The sequence below is a fragment of the Sphingobium olei genome, assembly GCF_042678845.1.
In the GTDB taxonomy this organism is placed as follows: domain Bacteria; phylum Pseudomonadota; class Alphaproteobacteria; order Sphingomonadales; family Sphingomonadaceae; genus Sphingobium; species Sphingobium olei.
Genome location: NZ_JBHTLS010000009.1, coordinates 178,561 through 196,992, shown reverse-complemented (window position 1 = coordinate 196,992; position 18,432 = coordinate 178,561). Strand labels below are relative to the sequence as shown.

15 protein-coding genes are annotated in these 18,432 nt (G+C 62.8%); 14 read left to right on the top strand and 1 reads right to left on the bottom strand.

Features of this window, described 5'->3' with window-relative positions; genetic code table 11:
* Window positions 1-88: 88 nt before the first annotated feature.
* The 8 genes from ACFQ24_RS02885 to ACFQ24_RS02850 all read left to right on the top strand — a co-directional run bounded on the left by ACFQ24_RS02885 (window position 89) and on the right by ACFQ24_RS02850 (window position 11,600).
* Window positions 89-712, top strand: coding sequence for an SOS response-associated peptidase family protein (locus ACFQ24_RS02885; RefSeq protein WP_380909001.1), 624 nt, complete (start codon window positions 89-91; stop codon window positions 710-712).
* Complete coding sequence (locus ACFQ24_RS02880) at window positions 709-1,128, top strand: DUF1810 domain-containing protein (protein ID WP_380909000.1); 420 nt, start codon at window positions 709-711, stop codon at window positions 1,126-1,128. Before ACFQ24_RS02885 ends, ACFQ24_RS02880 begins: the two co-directional genes overlap by 4 nt.
* Window positions 1,129-1,213: 85 nt before the next feature.
* The gene (locus tag ACFQ24_RS02875; RefSeq protein ID WP_380908998.1) at window positions 1,214-1,990 is read left to right on the top strand and encodes an ImuA family protein; all 777 of its coding nucleotides are present in this window, start codon (window positions 1,214-1,216) and stop codon (window positions 1,988-1,990) included.
* On the top strand, window positions 1,908-3,731 hold the full coding sequence (locus ACFQ24_RS02870; protein ID WP_380908996.1) for a DUF6504 family protein: 1,824 nt from the start codon (window positions 1,908-1,910) through the stop codon (window positions 3,729-3,731). Before ACFQ24_RS02875 ends, ACFQ24_RS02870 begins: the two co-directional genes overlap by 83 nt.
* Complete coding sequence (locus ACFQ24_RS02865; protein ID WP_380908994.1) at window positions 3,731-6,994, top strand: error-prone DNA polymerase; 3,264 nt, start codon at window positions 3,731-3,733, stop codon at window positions 6,992-6,994. Before ACFQ24_RS02870 ends, ACFQ24_RS02865 begins: the two co-directional genes overlap by 1 nt.
* A 765-nt stretch (window positions 6,995-7,759) precedes the next feature.
* The gene (locus tag ACFQ24_RS02860; protein WP_380908992.1) at window positions 7,760-8,287 is read left to right on the top strand and encodes an RNA polymerase sigma factor; all 528 of its coding nucleotides are present in this window, start codon (window positions 7,760-7,762) and stop codon (window positions 8,285-8,287) included.
* A gap of 57 nt (window positions 8,288-8,344) precedes the next feature.
* Window positions 8,345-9,301, top strand: a complete 957-nt coding sequence (locus tag ACFQ24_RS02855) for a FecR family protein (RefSeq protein WP_380908990.1) — start codon at window positions 8,345-8,347, stop codon at window positions 9,299-9,301.
* A 145-nt stretch (window positions 9,302-9,446) separates the two neighbouring features.
* Window positions 9,447-11,600, top strand: a complete 2,154-nt coding sequence (locus ACFQ24_RS02850; RefSeq protein WP_380908988.1) for a TonB-dependent receptor — start codon at window positions 9,447-9,449, stop codon at window positions 11,598-11,600.
* Here ACFQ24_RS02850 and ACFQ24_RS02845 read toward each other — a convergent pair.
* Window positions 11,572-12,624 carry an endonuclease/exonuclease/phosphatase family protein gene (locus ACFQ24_RS02845; protein WP_380908986.1) on the bottom strand — a complete coding sequence of 351 codons (1,053 nt, stop codon included), beginning with the start codon at window positions 12,622-12,624 and terminating at the stop codon, window positions 11,572-11,574. The two genes, ACFQ24_RS02850 and ACFQ24_RS02845, sit on opposite strands and share 29 nt — an antisense overlap.
* A 173-nt stretch (window positions 12,625-12,797) precedes the next feature.
* On the opposite strand from ACFQ24_RS02845, the gene ACFQ24_RS02840 reads away from it, so the two are divergent.
* From ACFQ24_RS02840 to ACFQ24_RS02815, 6 genes are read left to right on the top strand one after another with little or no spacing between them, the layout of a single operon-like run.
* Window positions 12,798-13,553 carry a hypothetical protein gene (locus tag ACFQ24_RS02840; protein ID WP_380908984.1) on the top strand — a complete coding sequence of 252 codons (756 nt, stop codon included), beginning with the start codon at window positions 12,798-12,800 and terminating at the stop codon, window positions 13,551-13,553.
* A 2-nt stretch (window positions 13,554-13,555) separates the two neighbouring features.
* Entirely contained in the window at window positions 13,556-14,314 is a 759-nt protein-coding gene (locus ACFQ24_RS02835) for a DUF2334 domain-containing protein (RefSeq protein WP_380908982.1), read from the top strand.
* Window positions 14,302-15,453: a glycosyltransferase gene (locus ACFQ24_RS02830; RefSeq protein WP_380908980.1), complete on the top strand. Its 1,152-nt coding sequence runs from the start codon at window positions 14,302-14,304 to the stop codon at window positions 15,451-15,453. Before ACFQ24_RS02835 ends, ACFQ24_RS02830 begins: the two co-directional genes overlap by 13 nt.
* Before the next feature lie 55 nt (window positions 15,454-15,508).
* The gene (locus ACFQ24_RS02825; RefSeq protein ID WP_380908978.1) at window positions 15,509-16,468 is read left to right on the top strand and encodes a hypothetical protein; all 960 of its coding nucleotides are present in this window, start codon (window positions 15,509-15,511) and stop codon (window positions 16,466-16,468) included.
* On the top strand, window positions 16,465-16,974 hold the full coding sequence (locus tag ACFQ24_RS02820) for a DUF2141 domain-containing protein (RefSeq protein ID WP_380908976.1): 510 nt from the start codon (window positions 16,465-16,467) through the stop codon (window positions 16,972-16,974). Before ACFQ24_RS02825 ends, ACFQ24_RS02820 begins: the two co-directional genes overlap by 4 nt.
* Before the next feature lie 4 nt (window positions 16,975-16,978).
* The gene (locus ACFQ24_RS02815) at window positions 16,979-18,154 is read left to right on the top strand and encodes a glycosyltransferase (protein WP_380908974.1); all 1,176 of its coding nucleotides are present in this window, start codon (window positions 16,979-16,981) and stop codon (window positions 18,152-18,154) included.
* Window positions 18,155-18,432 lie beyond the last annotated feature (278 nt).

Below are 18,432 nucleotides of genomic sequence, written 5' to 3'. Positions count from 1 at the left end.
GAGTCGAACGGAGTTGCTTTCGAGTCCATGATGAGAACATATAGCGAACGACTGATCAGGGCAAGCTGAAGAAGCGCGCGGAGAGCCTATGTGCAACGATTATAGGTTGAAGGTCGATATCGCCTCGATTGTCGAGGATTTCGAGGACCTCAAGATCAAGAGCAGGATGCCCGAGGGCAAACCCAATGTGCCCGCGCGCGACGATATCCGGATGACCGACATGGCGCCGATCGTGCGCAGCGTGGAGGGCGAGCGGGGCGTGGGCGAACTGGTCAACCGCCGCTGGAGCTGGCCGGGCAACCACGGCAAGCCGGTCTATAATTTCCGGACCGAAGGGCGTGAGTTTAAATCCCACCGGGCACTTATTCTGGCTGACGGCTTCTTCGAATTTACGGACCCACCCGTGCCTCGCCCGAAGGACAAGCGGCTCGACAAATGGCTGTTCACGATGAAGGATCATGACTGGTTCTGTATCGCCGGCATCTGGCGGGAAAGTCCGGCTGGCGAAGCTTTCACGATGCTCACCATGGACGCCGGCCCCGATGTGTCGCCCTATCATCACCGCCAGATCATTCCGCTCACCCGCGATCAATGGGTCGACTGGCTCGACCCAACCGTGCCCGCGAAAGAGGTGCTGCGCTGGCTACCGGAGGGCAGCCTGCAGGTCGCCCAGGTCTATGGCGCGCCGCCCGCGCAGCAGGTGCTGTTATGACGCAGGATGCGACGCTAGCCCGCTTCCTCGAGGCTCAGGCCAAGATCTATGACACGGCGCTTGCCGAGATCCGGCCCGGCGCCAAGCGCAGCCATTGGATGTGGTTCGTCTTTCCTCAGCTCCGCGGCCTCGGCCACAGCCCGACCGCCCATTATTATGGGATCGCCTCGCTCACCGAAGCCCGCGCCTATCTCGACCATCCCGTGCTGGGGCCGCGCTATCTCGAATGCGTGACAGCACTTCAGGCGCTTGGCGGTAGCGATCCGGTATCCGTCTTCGGCTTGGTCGACGCGATGAAGCTGCGTTCGTCGCTCACCCTGTTCGACGCCGCCGGCGGACCGCCGCTGCTCGACGATGCCCTCGAGCGATGGTTTGATGGCGAGCGGGACTCGACCACTCTGCGCCTCCTCGCCTGAGTCTCGGACGAACCGAGTTTGATGCCGCTTGACGAAATTGCAGACTCAAAGGAACATATAGGGAACAAATTGAGTCGTTGTTCCCATGTCCGCTTGTCCCTCTCCCCTCGACCAGAAGCAGGTCGACCAGCTTGCCGCGCTTCGCGTAACCCTGGCGCACGCCCGCGCCGCGCGCGGGCCGGCTCTGCCCTTCGGGTTGCCCGAGTTGGACGAGCGCCTCGCGGACCGTGGCCTCGACGGCGCCGGGCTGCATGAAATTGCTGCCGCCTCTGCGAGCTTCACCGATGATGCCTGCGCCACCCTGTTCGCAGCCGGAATCGCGGCGCGCTTTTGTGTCGAGCCCGGTTTCACCATCCTTTGGGCCGTTACGCGTTTCGATCTCTACGCGCCTGGCCTTGAGCAGATCGGCCTTGGGCCGGACAAAATTCTCTATGCCCAGGGCCGCAAGGATGCCGAGATATTGGCGCTTGCCGAAGATGGTCTGCGCGATGGATCGCTTGCCTGCGTTGTCGCGGAGGTGAAGGCCGCCGATCAGACCGCGACCCGCCGGCTTCAACTGGCGGCTTCCGATGGCAAAACGCCGATGCTGCTTTACCGCCGCCACCGCAGTCGCGACCGCTGCCCCTTGAGTGGCCTTTCCTCGGCGATGACGCGCTGGCGCATCGGCGCTGCGCCGTCGACCTCCCTCCCCCATGCCGGCCTTGGTCGGCCGCGCTGGTCGGTCGAACTTGTCCGGCAGCGGAACGGCAATCCCTTCTCTCTCGAACTGGAAGCGTGCGATGACACGGGTCGCCTCGCTCTACCTGCCGCAGCTCGCGATCGAGCGATTGCGCAAGGCAGAGCGTCCCGCCAGGCTGCCTGAGCCGGCCCCGGTCCCGATCGCCCAGCGCTTCGCCCTGCCGATCGACGATAATCCTGGCGCCTGCTCCGTCCCCAAAGCGGGCGGCTGGCGTCCCGGCGCCCGCTGGGCCCGCGATGGCGCGCTCGGCAGACGGCCAACCCAGGCCGATATTGACGCCATGCCAGCGCATCAGCGCCCGACAATGCGCGAGATGGGACGGCGCAGCGAAGCGGCCGAGCATGTGTTCAAAGCCATGCCCGCTGATGACGGCAACGACCGCAGCACATCGAAGACCATCGAGCCGCTCACATGGGCGACGCTCTGGGGGAAGCCCACAATCCTGATCATGCGCCCCGGGCAACGGGACGTCGTGACCGCGGCCTGCCCGCTCGCACTGGAACTTGGCCTTCGCCCCGGCATGGCCGCCGCCCATGCGCGGGCGCTGGTAACGGACCTGGAGGTTCGGGACGCGCAGCCCGAAAAGGACCACACCTGGCTTGACCGGCTGGCGCTGCACGCGGGCGCGCATTGGACGCCGACGGCCTGCGTCTCTGGGGCCGACGGCCTCTGGCTCGATCTCACGGGGACGACCCATTTATTCGGTGGTGAGGCGCGCTTCTGCCGCCGGCTGCTGCGGTTCCTTGAACGCTTGGGCTTCACCGCCAGGATCGCAATCGCCGGCACGCCGGGCGCCGCCCATGCGCTCGCGCGCTACGGGAACGAGGCCATCATTCTCCTTCCCAACGGCGCCGAAACCCAGGCCATTGCCGATTTGCCTCTCGTCGCGCTCCGGCTCGATCCGGCCGTACTTGAGATTGCAGCCCGGTTCGGCGTCGAGCGCATCGCTGACCTCTATCCCATGCCACGTGGGCCGCTCGCACGCCGTCTTGGCCTCCTGACCGTTCGCAGGCTCGATCAGGCCCGCGGCATAATCGCCGAACCCATCGTCCCGGTCATCCCCTTCGAAATGCCCCATGTAGAGCGGCGTCTGCTCGAACCGATCGGTACGGCGGAGACGATCAACCAGGTTATCGGCGATCTGGTCGATGATCTTGCCGCGCTGCTCGTCGAGCAGGGCCTTGGCCTGCGCACCGCACAGCTCGCCTGCCATATCGTCGACGGGACCGAGCAGCGGATCGCGATCGGCACAGCGAAGGCCACGCGCGATGCGAAGCATTTGAAGCGCATGCTGGCCATGCGGGTCGAGCGGATCGATCCAGGCCTTGGCATTGAGGCGATGACGCTGAGCGCGCCACGCGTCGAGCAATTGAGAGCGCAGACGCTCGAGGCTGGCCTCATCACGGGCGATCGCGCGCCCGATATAGCGCTGCTGGTCGATCAACTTGCCGGCCGGATCGATCCCGACACACCTTTTCGCCTGTCCTCGCATGAGAGCGACGTGCCCGAGCGCGCGGTGCGCCGGATCGGGCCACTGGCAAAGCCCAAAGGCTGGCCCGGCTGGAAGCGGCCCGTGCGGATGCTTCGGCGACCTGAGCTTCTCTCCAACGTCGTGGCGCTCCTGCCCGATCATCCACCCCGGCGCTTCGTCTGGCGGGGATCGAGCTATCGCGTGGTCGCCGGCGACGGTCCGGAACGCATCCATGGCGAATGGTGGCGAAACGCGAGCGAGATGTGGGCGGTCAGGGACTATTTCCGGGTCGAGGCCGAAGGCGGCGAACGCTTCTGGCTGTTCCGCCGGGGCGATGGCGTCGATGAGCAAACCGGGAACCTCAGCTGGTTCATGCAAGGGGTGTTCGGCTGATGTCCCGCTATGTCGAACTTCAGGTGACGAGCCATTTCTCGTTCCTACGCGGCGCGTCTTCGCCCGAGCAGCTCTTCTCGGCCGCCGCCCTGCTCGGTCATACGGCGCTGGGGCTTGCCGACTGGGGCAGTGTCGCGGGTGTCGTGCGCGGCTGGGATGCACAGAAGGCGACCGGGGTCCGGATGATCGCCGGCGCGCGGGTTGATCTCACCGACGGCAAGGCCCTGCTTCTCTATCCGACCGATCGCCCAGCCTGGTCGCGACTGACCCGTCTGCTCTCGGTCGGCAAGGCCCGCGGCGGCAAGGGCTGCTGTCAGCTCGACTGGGCCGATGTTGTCGCCCATGCCGAAGGCCAGATCGCGATCCTGGCCCCGGACCAGCCCGACGATGCAACCATGGCCAATCTCCGCGACCTCAAGACTGTCTTCGGTGCCCGCGCGCATATGGCGCTCGCGCTGCGCCGACGGCCCGACGACGTCGCCCGGCTTCACCGGCTAGATGCCATGGCGCGAGCGACGGCCGTGCGAAGCGTCGCAACCGGCGACATTCTCTATCACTCTCCCGATTTCCGGCCGCTTCAGGATGTGATGACCGCGATCCGGGAGAAGACGACGATCGATGGCCTGGGTTTCAGGCGCGAGCGCTATATGGACCGGAACCTCAAATCCCCGGCCGAGATGGAACGGCGCTTTTCCGCCTTTCCCGATGCGATCCAGGCCAGCGCCGACATCGCCGCCCAGTGCCGGTTCGACCTTGGCGAGATCCAGTATCAATATCCCTATGAGCAGGTGATGGAAGGGCGCACGGCGCAGCAGGCGCTGGCTGCTCTGACCCAAGCGGCTGCGGACCGAATGTTCCCGACCGGCCTTCCCAAAGCCTACCGGAACCAGATCGAACATGAGCTGCGATTGATCGACCAGCTCGGTTACGCCCCCTATTTTCTGACGGTAAATTCGATCGTAGCGGAAAGCCGCAGGCGCGGCATTCTCTGCCAGGGTCGAGGCTCCGCGGCAAATAGCTGCGTCTGCTACATGCTGGGCATCACCTCGATCGATCCCATCAAGCATGAGCTGCTATTCGAGCGGTTCGTCTCGGGCGAGCGCAAGGAGCCACCCGACATCGACGTCGACTTCGAGCATGAGCGGCGCGAGGAAATCATCCAGTGGATCTATGAGACCTATGGCCGCACGCGATCGGCGCTGACGGCCGTCGTCACCCGCTACCGCACCCGCGGCGCGGTCGCCGAGGTGGGCAAGGCGCTGGGCCTGCCGCGCGATCTCACCAAGATGCTGACCGGCCTTGTCTGGGGCTGGTCGATGGACGGCATCACCGACGAGCAGATCGCCAGCGTCAATCTGAATGCCGACGATCATCGGCTGAAACTGACGCTTGAACTCTCCCGGCAGCTCATCGGCACGCCGCGCCATCTCTCCCAGCATCCCGGCGGCTTCGTGCTGACGCAGGACCGGCTCGACGATCTCGTGCCGATCGAGCCGGCACGCATGGAAGACCGGCAAATCATTGAGTGGGATAAAGATGACATTGATGCGCTGAAGTTCATGAAGGTCGACGTCCTGGGCCTCGGCATGCTGGGCTGCATGAACCGGGCGTTCAACCTGCTGGAAGAGCATAAGGGCATCCGTGTCGGCATGGCGGACCTTCAGCACGATGACCCGGCTGTCTATGCCATGATCCAGCGTGCCGACACGCTTGGCGTCTTCCAGATCGAGAGCCGGGCGCAGATGTCGATGCTGCCGCGGATCAAGCCGAAGGAATTTTACGATCTCGTGATCGAAGTCGCGATCGTCCGCCCTGGGCCCATCCAGGGCGACATGGTCCATCCCTATCTGCGCCGCCGCGAGGGCAAGGAGGTGCCCGAATATCCCAAGCCGGAGCTGGAAGCGGTTCTGAAGAAGACGCTGGGCGTCCCGCTCTTCCAGGAACAGGCGATGAAGGTCGCGATCGTCGGCGCCGGGTTCACGCCTGTGGAAGCTGACCAGCTCCGCCGCGCCATGGCGACCTTCAAGCTCACCGGCGGCGTCAGCCATTTCTACGATAAGCTGGTGAACGGCATGATCGCGCGCGGCTACCCGAAGGATTTTGCCGAACGCACCTTCAAGCAGATCGAGGGGTTCGGCAGCTATGGCTTTCCCGAAAGCCACGCGGCGAGCTTTGCCAAGATCGCCTACGCCTCCTGCTGGATGAAGCATCATCATCCAGATGTCTTCTGCGCCGCGCTCCTGAACGCCCAGCCCATGGGATTCTATGCGCCCGCCCAGATCGTGCGCGATGCGCGCAACCATGGCGTCGAGGTCCGCCCGGTCTCGATCAATCACAGCCATTGGGACTGCACGCTTGAGCAGGCACGCGGGCGATACAAGGCCGTGCGCCTCGGCTTCCGGCAGGTACGCGGGCTTGCGAACCTTCACGGCGCCGCGATCGTCGGTGCGCGTGGTCCTGCTCTGTTCGAGAGCGTCGAGGCAGTCTGGCGTCGCGCCGGTGTGCCGCGCGCCGCGATCGAACGGCTGGCCGAAGCCGACGCCTTTGCCTGCATTGCGCAGGACCGGCGACAGGGGCTATGGAAGGTCAAGGGCCTGGGCGAAGCGCCCCTCCCCCTATTTGCAGCGGCCGACGAGCGTGAGGGAAAATTCTCACCCGAAGGCAGAGAGGCATTGGTGACGCTCCAGCCGATGAGCGAAGGCCGCGAGGTGGTGGAAGATTATCGATCGCTTCAGCTCTCGCTCCGCAACCATCCGCTGAGCTTCCTTCGGCCAGAGCTCGACGCCATGCGGATCGAGCGCTGCGCGGACCTCAAGTCGATCCGCGACGGCCGCAATGTGGAAGTGGCCGGCGTCATTCTGGTCCGCCAGCGGCCCGGCTCCGCAAAGGGTGTGCTGTTCGTCACCATCGAGGATGAAACCGGGGTAGCCCAGGGCATCCTCTGGCCGGACCGGTTCGAAATCTACCGACGGCAGGTCATGTCCGCCTCGATGATCGCGATGCGCGGACGACTGCAGAAGGAGGGCGAGGTCATTCACATCATCTGCGACCGGATCATCGATCATGACGACATGCTCCGCTCGGTCGGGAGGATGGACTTTAGCGTCGCGCCGGGCCGGGGCGATGGCGCCACGCATGGCGGTGGCCCCGATCCGCGTGATCCCGCCTTCCCCAGCGGCCGGACGCTTGGGTCGCCCCCCTATCGCCAATCAACAGCAGCACAGGATGAAATTCTGCCGATCCGTAGCCATGATTTTCATTGAGTCAGTCGACCGCTTGGTCAAACCTCTCGCCGCTACGCTGTACCGCCAGTTTCCCCATTGGCGCCATCATCCAGCAAAGCAGCGCTACGACGGCGCTCATTCGCTTTACTCCCCCCCGATGCTGCAGCTTTTCGATCATTGAACGATCTGTTGGCCGGTTCAATATCCAAAGCGATACGTAAGCGCTTCAATCGGGTAAATCGCTTCGACGGCATCAATAAATATTCCTCATAATTATCCATTATTTCAAAATTTAAATACGAATATATAAAATTCTTTATCTCCCAGTTTCGTAATTGATAGAGAATGCGTATTCTATATTATTAGGATATCCCGACAACGGCGACCCGATGTCCTTCCAAATACAAAGGATGGCCGTTGCCGGGTTCAGAATGAAAAGATAAGTTTCTTTATTTCATCCTGAATTCTGTTCGCGCGAGGCAAAGGACTTCACCATCAGCCAGCACCTTGGCGATTTGCAAAAGTGATCTGCCCCCCGCTGAGTGGCCCAGAGACTATGATAGTCTGGACCACGAAAGGGACGATGAATGCCTAGCAAGAAGCACAAGCCGGAAGAGATTATCGGCAAGCTGCGTGAAGTTGAGATTGTGGTGGCGCATGGGGCCTTGACAGCAGAGTCGTGCCGACGGATCGCATCTCGCAACAGGTAGATTCAAGAAGTGGCGCTGTGTCGTGCAGCGCCCCGAGATATGCTCACACAAAAAACACTTCCCGTCGGTCCGGCTTATCTGCCATCCCTTCAATATGAGCCTGGACGATAAAAATGGCCTGGAAACCCTATATGGCGTACATCGCGCCGACATTCGCCGTTTTCTGATCGCACGGATCGGCAACGCTGCTGACGCGGACGACGTGCTGCAGGAGCTTTGGCTGAAAGCACAAAATCTTCAGGCCGGGCCGATAGATAATGGCCGCGCCTATCTCTACCGCATGGCCCAGAACCTCGTCGTGGACCGCCTGCGTGAGAAGCAGCGGCGCATGGAGCGGGAGCGACGCTGGAGCGATCATACGACCGATTTTGCGGCCGCGGGCGTCGAGCCGGCCGATCGCAGTCAGACTGCCGAGGAGGAAATATTGGCGCGTGAGGAGGTCGCAGCATTGGTGTCAGCCATCAGCAACCTTCCCGACGGCGCGCGAAAGGCGTTCGAGTTGCACAAGCTGGAAGGGTTGAGTCACGCGGAGGTCGCGGCGCAGCTGGGCATCAGCAAGAGCGGGGTGGAGAAACATATGGCCGTGGCGATGAAATATCTCCGCCGCGCGCTACAGGACTGAGGTTATGGTGTCACGTTATCGTCATAGAAGGACCAAGAGGGAAGAAAGGCATACGCCATGACGGCGCGATCGGGAATGGATGAGCAGGTGCTGGATCAGGCGATTGCCTGGCAGGCGGCGCTTGAGCAGGATGATGCCGACTGGGACGCCTATCTGGCGTGGCTGGAAGCCGACCCGCGCCATCGGGAGGCGTTCGATTCCATTGCGCTGGTGGAAGCTGCGATCACGGACAACAAGGAACAGATTCAGAATTTGCTGTCCCCCGATCCCACGATATCGACCATCGCCCTTCCCAGCAGATCGCGCGCCCGGTGGCTTTGGGTTGGCGCTATCGCCGCCAGCCTTGCGATCCTGATTGCAAGTCCGATGTTCGTTCGGTCCAGTTCAGATCCAGTCATCTATGAGAATGGTGGATCGACGAACCGCAGCCTGTCTTTGACGAACGGGACCGACGTTATCCTTGCGCCATCCAGCAAGATCATCGTGACTGGCCAAGATGCCGGTGCGATCGAACTGGCGCAGGGCGAAGCCTATTTCGATGTGCGCCACGACCCCGGCCGGACGCTGACCGTGTCGGCCGGCAGCTATCGGATCAGCGATATCGGCACGCGCTTCTCCGTCAATCTGGCACGCGGAACTTTCCGGGTAGGCGTTGCAGAAGGCATGGTATCGGTCAACGCACCGGGCGTCGCAAAGCCGGTCCGGCTTGATGCAGGGTATCAGCTCGTTGGGGGTAGCGGCGCGATCACGCTCGCGCCGGTCGATGTGGCGCAGATCGGCAGTTGGCGGAGTGGACGACTGTCCTATACCGATGCGCCATTGGCTCTCGTCGCGGCAGACATAAGCCGCTATTCCGGCAAGCCGGTCATCGTAGATCCGTCCGTGGAGAAGAAGCATTTTTCGGGCAGTCTGGTCATCGGCGACGGATCGAAACTGGTTCGCGATCTGGCCGACGTCATGGGGATTGAAGCACAGTCGTCGGGCAATGCTGTGCGCATTGGCGCTGTGCGCTGAACCTGCATTCCAGCCATTTACAGCTTTGGCGCGCGAACAGGCCCGTTCGGTGGATATACCGGCCGGGCTGCTCAGCAGCGCGATCGACCGATTTTCAGCCGCGACAGGCATTTCAGTCGGACTTACCGGAGATATGCCGCATGTCATGACCCGGCGCGTGGCCGGCACAATGTCGCCAGACCTGATCCTGCGAACGCTGTTGGCCGGCACAGACCTGCGCGCGGTGCGGATCAGCGCGACGCTTTACCGGATCGAGCGCATCCCCAAGGCGCGCACAGTTCGGCCCAAGCTATCGTTCCCGCCTCCGCCGGTCGCGCCACCGCCGGGCGACATCGTCGTCACTGCGCAGAAACGGCCACAGATTCTACGCGATGTGCCGCTATCCGTTTCAGTCCTGTCCTTCGCGCCGCTCGCCCGGTCGCGTACGCCATCCAGCCGCGACATCAGCCTTGATCTGGAGGGCTTGGCGATGACCAATATGGGGCCGGGGCGCAATCGCCAGTTCATTCGCGGGGTCGCCGACAGCCCGTTCAACGGACTTAGTCAGTCGACCGTCGCCGTTCAAATGGACGAAGCGCGCGTGACCTTCAATGCGCCGGACCCCGACCTGCGGCTTATCGACGTCGACCGGGTGGAGTTGCTGAAAGGACCGCAAGGGCCCCTCTATGGCTCTGGCGCGCTGGGCGGCATCTATCATATCGTGACCCGCAAACCCGATTTCGAGGGCGTTTCGGGATCGGTCCGCCTGTCGGGCGAAGCCGTGCAACATGGCCAGCCGGGGACAGGCGCCGAGGCTATTTTCAATCTGCCGTTAGTGGATGACCGATTGGCAGTCCGGGCAACAGGCTATCGTTTCGTCAATGGTGGATGGATCAGCAATAGCGGGGGAAAACGCGGCAGCAATTCGGCCGAAACGGTGGGCGTTCGCCTTGGCCTTCGCTGGCGTCCGGCCGATGACTGGACGGTTGATGCGGGATTTGCGTTACAGGACATTAATTCGCGCGACAGCCAATATGTGACGGCATCAGACGATACGTTAAGCCGCGATAATGCGTTCGCGGAACCGACCGACAATGATTTCAAGCTCTGGCACGGCACGATCACCGGAGCGATCGGCGCGTTGGAACTGACATCGGCGACCAGCTATGCCGATCATGGTTTCGATTATATCCTGGATGCCAGCAAAGCCGCCGACGCCTTCGGTCTTAGCGGCCCGGTCCGGTTCGAGGATCAGAGGCATTATTCCGTTTTCAATCAGGAACTGCGACTCGCGTCGAGAGGCGACGATCATTGGCTGGTGGGCCTGTCCTATCTTCAGGCGACGACCCGCGGCAACGCGCAGGTCATGGACGACAGCAACGCCGCGCAGACAGTAGAAAGCTATGATCGCCGCGTGATCGAATATGCCGCTTTCGGTGAAGGCACGTTGCGGATCATAAACCAGCTGGACCTGACATTGGGTGCGCGCCTGTTCCACAGCATCGCGCAGGATGGCACGGGCGACGATCCGACAGTAAACCCGGTGCGTATCAGCAAGACCATCCTGTCGCCCAGCGCATCGCTTTCGCTGGACCTAGGCGGTCGCGGCCTCCTCTATCTGCGCTATGCGCGGGCGATGCGCCCCGGCGGACTGGCCCCGGCCGATATGGCAGCATCGCGCCAGTTCGATGCAGACGAACTCAGCACGATCGATCTGGGAGTGCGTCGCTCATCCCATGACGGGCGCTTTTCACTGTCCGCCAGCCTGTATCATACAAGATGGGACGAGATTCAGTCGGACTATCTGCTGGCCAACGGCCTGGTATCGACCCGCAACGCCGGGCGCGGTGCGATCATCGGCGGAGAGATCACGACCGATTGGACCATTGGCAAGGGCTTCATCCTGTCCGCGGGCGGAACTGTCCAGTCGGCACGGCTCACACGTGCGGCTGATGGCGTGGAACTGGACGATCGTCGCCTGCCCATCGCGCCCGCACTGGCCGGACGCGTAGCGCTGGCAAAGGACTTCATCCTGCTGAACGACTGGACCGGGCATGCCGCAATTCAGGCCAATTATATCGGCAAGGCGCGCCTGTCCTTCGATGACGATCTGGATCGGAACATGGGCAATTATGCGGTGACGTCGGCCAATGCCGAATTGTCGCAGGGCGACTGGACGCTAGGCGTCCGCATAGACAATCTGCTCGACGTGCGGGGCGACAGCTTTGCGTTCGGCAACCCTTTCTCGATCCGTGCCGGGTCGCAATATACGCCTTTGCGCCCCCGCACGTTCATGCTGTCGGTTGCGCGGTCCTGGTAGCAATCCGGCGGACAGGAAGCTGGTAGGTCGCGGTGTAGCCGACATGATCGGATAGCATGCTGCCATCGGCGGCGTGGCCAAACGGAACGTCCAGCCGCTCCAGTTCAATATCCGTAGAGTGGCCCGGCGTATAGAATTGCCAGTCCCGTGCCCGCATATGGGCATAACGCGCGTCATCCGACAAAGGCAGATGATGCCTGACCGCCTCACCAAATGCATCGTCTATGTCGCCATATTGGCTCCAGCCGGTGCGCACATGCGACAGCAGCGTGGCGCGGCGTGGTGCCACGCTCCCCACATTGAAGTCGCCCGCAACGATCAGCGCACGGGCCGGATCATGCGCCTTGCGAATGAAGTCGGAAAGATAGCCCACCTGCAAGCGATAGGCCTGCAATGACCGGTCATCTGCCACACCGGACGCATGTCTGCTGTTGAGATGCGTGGTGACGATATCGACGCGATCAGCCCTGCCGGGCAAACGAATGCTCGCCATCAACGCGCCTTTGTTGGCGAGGCAATCATAACCGGCACAGGCGAAAGCCGGAAACGCCATCCTGCGCACACCGACGATCGGGAAGTCGGACAACAATTGAAGCCCGCTGCCGACATATTTGCCGAGCCCCTCCCCATGCGTCCAGGATTCAGCCGCCATAGAGCGAGCATCGGCCGTATCTGCGGGTTCTGGGCTGGCCATATCGGCCGATGGCCCTTCGACGATATAGGGATAGCCGGCCGCACGGCCGATAGCCTGCGCCTGCGGTGTGAAGGCTTCCTGGAGCAACACGACATGCGGTTGCCGCCCCAGCGCCCGCAAGGCCACCAGTTGCTGGGCTATCTGCGCAAATGCGCCGGAGCGACCCCATGCCACCGGCCACGGCAGGCCATGGATATTATAGGTCATGACTGACAATCGCCCGTCAAAGGCAGGCGACTGAAGCGGCCCCCGATAGCGATATGGCAATTCGGGGGCGGCCGCACCGATCGAGGTGGCGAGGATCATCGCCAGCGCAATTTGTCTCTTCATCCGCAACGCCTGTCTCCCGCTTGTCGGCAGATGGACGCCGTGCCGATGCGGTAGCCACAGTTGGCGCGGACAAGAATTTTCCGGGATCATCGCAACTGCGGTTGCCCCGGAGTGTGTCGTCTCTGTGGAAACGGGGACAGGGACATATGCGCAACCACCGACCAATTGGGACGATGATCCTGGCGACAGCCGCCTTCTATCCCGCAATGGTGATGGCGCAGGCGGTAGAGCCGCCGACACAAATCTCCGATCTTCTGGTCGCCAGCGCCGCTCGACTGGCGCGCACCGATGCCCGGCCTAACCGGAGCAGCACCGAGACGCTCCCCTTCTCCACTATGTTCAGCCCCCCCGATCATTTCGACCGCGCCGCTGTCCGGTCCCGCGTCACCAATCTGTCGATCGGCGTGATCGCGCTTTCGCTGTCAGCCAGCCGTGCCACAAATGGCGCTGACCGCTGGAACCGCGGGCCGGATGCCGTTCACTGGTCGACAAAGGGCTTTGGCCTGTCGGCGAACATCCCTCTCTCGTCGGACTTTGGCTTGGTTATCGGAGGCGATTATGCGCGCATGAGCAGGCGACTACACATTGTCGACCTTGTTCCGCGCCGGCTGTCGACCCGAATGGCGCGGGTCGGCACGGCGCTAGCCTTTGGCAACGAAAGCCGCTTGTCGCTGAACTATCTGTCGATCGCCCGCACGTCACATCATGATGATCTGACGCGCCTGACAGAAATGATCGGTGGCGCGCCACTGACCGGCCATGGCCTGGAACTCGCCTTCGCAACAGCGGCCTCAAGCATGCGAGGCGGAATGGACTGGCGATTTTCACTTGGCGCGATGCAGAGGCCCAGCCCCTATCTTGGCCTTTTCGACCAAACCGCGCTCCATAGCGACCGGCGCGCCATGGCCAGTCTGCGTTTTCATCTATGAGCATGCGCCGACTGCTCCTGTCCGTTCACGATGTCGGCCCCCGCTTCGAAACCGAAGTCGACCGACTGGTGGACCATGTATCGCGCCATGTTGCCCTTGAACATCTGGCGATGCTGGTGGTGCCCAATCATTGGGGGGAGCATCCGCTAATTGCCGGTTCGCCCTTTGCGTCGTGCCTGCGCGGCTGGTCGGATCGGGGCGTCAGCCTGTTCGCCCATGGCTGGTATCATAGGGACGACAGCCGCCATGTGGGGACCGCATCCCAGTTCAAGGCTCGCCACATGACGGCGGGCGAAGGCGAGTTTCTGGGCCTTGACCATGCAACCGCCTTGCAACGCATGACCGATGGCCGGGCGCTGATCGAAGATATCAGTGGCAGGCCAGTTGCGGGCTTCGTCGCTCCTGCCTGGCTCTATGGCGCACCGGCATTGGTGGCGCTTGAACAGGCAGGATTCGCGCTGGCGGAAGATCATATGAAGATCTGGTCGCCCCAGACCGGCGCCACGCTGGCGCGCGGACCAGTCATCACCTGGGCCAGCCGCAGCCGGGCGCGCATTGCATCGTCGCTGGCCGTCGCCCGTCTGTTACCGCCGCTGCTGCAATTTGCGCCGGTTGTTCGGATCGCGGTGCATCCGGGCGACGCCCATGTCCCTGCCCTGATGCTCAGCATCGACGATGCGCTGCGGCGGGTGCGGCGCAGCCATGTACCGGCTCGTTATAGCGACCTGTTGCCCGCATCGAGCACGCCATGCGCATCCTGACATTCCTGTACAGTTTCGAACCGGGAGGCGTCGAGCGCGTCGCGCTGCGCCTTGTCCGGGCTTGGCGTGCGGAAGGCGTTGATGCACCGCTTTTCATGGGGCGGGCGGATGGCGCGATGCGCGAGGAAATGGCCGCCGACCTTGCCTATGAGGTGCCGCGCCAGCCCTTTGCGATCGGCTGGATCGAGACATTGTGGATGATTGCCACGCTGCCGCGCGTGATCGTCAGGCTCCGGCCCGACGCTTTGTTCTGCGCGGGGAACAGCTATACGATCGTCGCGCTGGCGATGAAATTGCTGCTGGGGCGCCGCTGTCCACCGATCCTGGCAAAGATCAGCAACGATCTGGAGCGCCGGGACATGATCCCTCCGGTCCGCTGGCTCTATCGCCGATGGCTGCATCTGCATGGCGCATTCATCGACCATTTCATCGGGATGGAACATCCGATGGAAGGCGAAATTACCAACGCCATTCCAGCCGCGATCGGACGCATATCGATCATTCCTGACCCTGCGCTAGACGAGGCGCAGCTAGTGCGGCTGCATCATGCTGTCGGGTCGGCGCGTAACGCCTCAGCCGGCGGCATTCGCTTTGCCGCGATCGGTCGGCTGGCGCCCCAGAAGAATGTCGCGCTAATGCTGCGCGCCTTCGCATGCGGGGCCGCATCGCTGGATAGCCTGACCATTTATGGCGACGGCCCGGAACATGCCACGCTGTCAGCGCTATGCCGCAATCTTGGTATCGAGGATCGCGTCGAACTGGCCGGTCATGTTCCCGACCCGGCGAGCCGCCTCCCAGATTTCGACGTTTTCCTGCTGTCTTCGGACTATGAAGGCGTGCCTGCCGTCATCGTGGAAGCATTGGCGGCCGGTCTGCCGATCATCGCCACCCGATGCAGCGTCAGCATGGCCGCTCTGACCGGCCATGGCGCCCTCGCTCATCTGATCGACACGGGTGACCTGCAAGCATTCAGCGCCGCCATTCGCGATGCCGGTCGCCTGCGTCAGGATCGCGCGGCCAGTCTGGCACAGGCCCGTCGCTTCACCGTCGAACGGGCATCGCAGGCCTATCTGGCCTGTTTCCAGGCGATCCGACGGCCTGCCCCAACCCGACAGAATAATTTCCTTTCCTCCAACTGAGGTGCCCCGCCTGACGTGTCGTCAGAGCGTCCGAAACAACAATGACGAGACATGTATGACGGGCCAGACATCCGCCGGTTCAGTACTTCGATCCCATCCCCTTTTCCAGGAGGGTATTGCCCCCCTCTCCACCGTCATCGATCCGCAACCGCTGATCCGCTCTGGCCGCAACTGGACGCTATGGGCGGGGCCGCTGGTATCGATCCTGATCCTGGCGGCGGCACTTCATCAGTTCCGTGATATCGACCGGACCAGCCTTTTGGCGCTCCTGCCTACAGCGCCGCTCTTCTGGTTGGCTTTCCTCGCATATTATACCGCGGGGCCGGTATCCGAATGGGTCATCTTCCGTCGGCTATGGGCCATCCCGGTCAGCGGCTTCGGCGCACTGCTGCGCAAGCTGGTGAGCAACGAGATATTGCTGGGCTATCTGGGGGAAGTCTATTTCTACGCCTGGGCGCGGCGCAGCGCTGCTATCAAAGCGGCGCCCTTCGGCGCACTAAAGGATGTGACGATCCTGTCCGCGCTGGTCGGCAATATCGTGACGCTGGCGATGCTGGCGATCGCCATCCCCCTGTTCGATGCACTGCCCATCGGCGCTACCCATTGGGAAATCATGGGGTCCATCCTGTTCGTGCTGGCAACGTCGCTGGTGGCACTGCTGCTGCGGAACAGGCTTTTCGCCCTGCCGCGCGCAGACCTGTGGTTCGTTTCAGCCATCCACTTGCTGCGTATTGTCGCGACGACCCTGCTGGCGGCCACCATGTGGCACATATTATTGCCGTCGGTGGACGTCGGCACATGGATATTGCTGGGTACGTTGCGGCAATTGATCTCGCGCCTGCCATTGCTGCCCAACAAGGATGTCGTTTTTGCCGGCATGGCCGCTTTCCTGATCGGCCGCGATAGTGAAATCGTGTCGGCGATGGCGTTGATGGCCACGCTGATCCTGGCGGCACATCTGCTGGTAGGCATTGCGCTGGGCGCTAGCGGCCTGTGGCGCGGGAGCCGGGGATGATCGCGCCGTTACTGATCTGGGCGGCAGCGACATCGCTCCCCTCCTCCCCTGATCTGGGCAAGGCGGAGGGCCAGTGCCGCGCGGACGAGCATGGCCCGTCTTTCCTTGTCACGGTCAACGGCATCAAGGATCGCAAGGGCCGGCTGAAGCTGGAACTCTATCCGGCGAACGACGACGATTTTCTGGCCGACGACAATATATTGGTGGCAGCCGGAAAGGCCTTTCGTCGCGTCGAAATCCCTGTCCCTGCGTCAGGCCCGATCCAACTCTGCATTCGCGCGCCTGGACCGGGCATCTACGCCCTCAGCCTGCTGCACGATCGCGACGGGAACCGCAAATTCGCGCTGTCGGTCGATGGCATAGGGTTCGCGGGCAATCCGAAACTGGGCATGCGAAAGCCCTCAGCCAATGCCGCGAGTGCTCGCGCCCTTACCGGGCCGACCCCGATCGCCATCACCCTCAACTATCGTCGCAGCCTGTTTTCCTTCGGCCCCCTGGAGCGTTGATGCCATGCGAATAGTCGATGTCTGCGCCTTCTACGCGCCGCAGGGTGGCGGGGTGAAAACCTATGTCGAACGCAAGCTGAAGGCTGGTGCGAAGGCCGGGCATGAGGTCATCATCCTGGCCCCCGGCGAACGCAGCGCAATCCTGCCGACAGGTGGCGACGGCCGGATCGTCCTGCTGCCTGCGCGACGTTTTCCGCTTGATAGGCGCTATCATTATTTCGATGACGAAGCCTCTCTGCACGCCATGCTCGATCGGTTGCAGCCTGATCTGGTCGAAGCGTCTTCTCCGTGGTCCAGCGCGGCGATGGTCGGTCGCTGGCGGGGCGATGCACCGCGGGCGCTTATCATGCACGCCGACCCGTTATCGGCCTATGCCTATCGCTGGTTCGGCCCGGTCGCGCGGCGAGCGACGATCGATCGTGGTTTCGACTGGTACTGGCGACATCTGCGCAGGCTCGATACCGCATTCGACCTGATCGTCAGCGCCAATGACAGCCTGTCGACCCGGTTACGCGATGGGGGCATCACTCGAGCCCGGACCATCGCGATGGGCGTGGAGCCCGGCATCTTCTCTCCCCTCCACCGCAACGAAGCCCTGCGCAGCCATTTGCTGCAATGCTGTGGCCTTGGTCCCGACAGCCTCTTGCTGATTGGCGCCGGTCGTCATGCACCGGAGAAGCGCTGGCCACAGGTGATACAGGCGGTCGCCATGGCGGGGTACCGTCAACCCGTGGGGCTGGTCCTGATCGGCGACGGCCGGGACAGCGCGCGCGTGCGGCGGGCAGCAGCCCATAATCCGCACATTCATCTGCTGGCCCCAACGAGCGATCGCCCGGCACTGGCCAGGCTGCTCGCTAGCGCCGACGCGCTGGTCCACGGGTGCGAGGCGGAAACCTTCTGCATGGTCGCAGCGGAGGCGCGGGCGAGCGGCCTGCCGGTGATCGTTCCCGATGAAGGTGGGGCCGCCGATCACGCCGCACGAGGCATGGGCCTGCACTATCGCGCCGGCCAAACCGCCAGCCTGGCACAAGCGATCGATCATCTGGCGACGACCGATCCGGCCGCATGGCGCGCGCGTGCGACCAGCGCAGCCGCATATGTCGGCACCATGGACAGCCATTTCGATCAGCTGTTCGCCAGCTATGCCGCACTGAACGGGAGGGGTCGTCATGCCGCCTGATGCCATCATGCCGATCGAGACAGCTCATGTCCGGCCAAGCGTCCGCGCAAAAAGGCGGCTGCTGCGCCGTCTGCGCATCGCCGAAGCAGATCGTCGCCGCGACAGCAGCGCAGGGTTCACCCGTCAGTGCAGTTGTCGCTGCTGGCCGCTGATGGTGCGGATCATATGGTGGGCCTTGAGCGACAGACGTGCATGACCTTCCTTAAACAAATTATGTTCAGCAATTTTCTTGGGCAATTGCCTCTATGGCTTTTATTACCGCTGCATCTCTCTTTCAG

Bases quoted from the DNA above. Each gene is read 5' to 3' on its own strand.
- ACFQ24_RS02885 (WP_380909001.1), top strand. From the start codon at position 89: ATGTGCAACGATTATAGGTTGAAGGTCGATATCGCCTCGATTGTCGAG.
- ACFQ24_RS02880 (WP_380909000.1), top strand. From the start codon at position 709: ATGACGCAGGATGCGACGCTAGCCCGCTTCCTCGAGGCTCAGGCCAAG.
- ACFQ24_RS02875 (WP_380908998.1), top strand. From the start codon at position 1,214: ATGTCCGCTTGTCCCTCTCCCCTCGACCAGAAGCAGGTCGACCAGCTT.
- ACFQ24_RS02870 (WP_380908996.1), top strand. From the start codon at position 1,908: ATGACACGGGTCGCCTCGCTCTACCTGCCGCAGCTCGCGATCGAGCGA.
- ACFQ24_RS02865 (WP_380908994.1), top strand. From the start codon at position 3,731: ATGTCCCGCTATGTCGAACTTCAGGTGACGAGCCATTTCTCGTTCCTA.
- ACFQ24_RS02860 (WP_380908992.1), top strand. From the start codon at position 7,760: ATGAGCCTGGACGATAAAAATGGCCTGGAAACCCTATATGGCGTACAT.
- ACFQ24_RS02855 (WP_380908990.1), top strand. From the start codon at position 8,345: ATGACGGCGCGATCGGGAATGGATGAGCAGGTGCTGGATCAGGCGATT.
- ACFQ24_RS02850 (WP_380908988.1), top strand. From the start codon at position 9,447: ATGACCCGGCGCGTGGCCGGCACAATGTCGCCAGACCTGATCCTGCGA.
- ACFQ24_RS02845 (WP_380908986.1), bottom strand. From the start codon at position 12,624: ATGAAGAGACAAATTGCGCTGGCGATGATCCTCGCCACCTCGATCGGT.
- ACFQ24_RS02840 (WP_380908984.1), top strand. From the start codon at position 12,798: ATGATCCTGGCGACAGCCGCCTTCTATCCCGCAATGGTGATGGCGCAG.
- ACFQ24_RS02835 (WP_380908982.1), top strand. From the start codon at position 13,556: ATGCGCCGACTGCTCCTGTCCGTTCACGATGTCGGCCCCCGCTTCGAA.
- ACFQ24_RS02830 (WP_380908980.1), top strand. From the start codon at position 14,302: ATGCGCATCCTGACATTCCTGTACAGTTTCGAACCGGGAGGCGTCGAG.
- ACFQ24_RS02825 (WP_380908978.1), top strand. From the start codon at position 15,509: ATGACGGGCCAGACATCCGCCGGTTCAGTACTTCGATCCCATCCCCTT.
- ACFQ24_RS02820 (WP_380908976.1), top strand. From the start codon at position 16,465: ATGATCGCGCCGTTACTGATCTGGGCGGCAGCGACATCGCTCCCCTCC.
- ACFQ24_RS02815 (WP_380908974.1), top strand. From the start codon at position 16,979: ATGCGAATAGTCGATGTCTGCGCCTTCTACGCGCCGCAGGGTGGCGGG.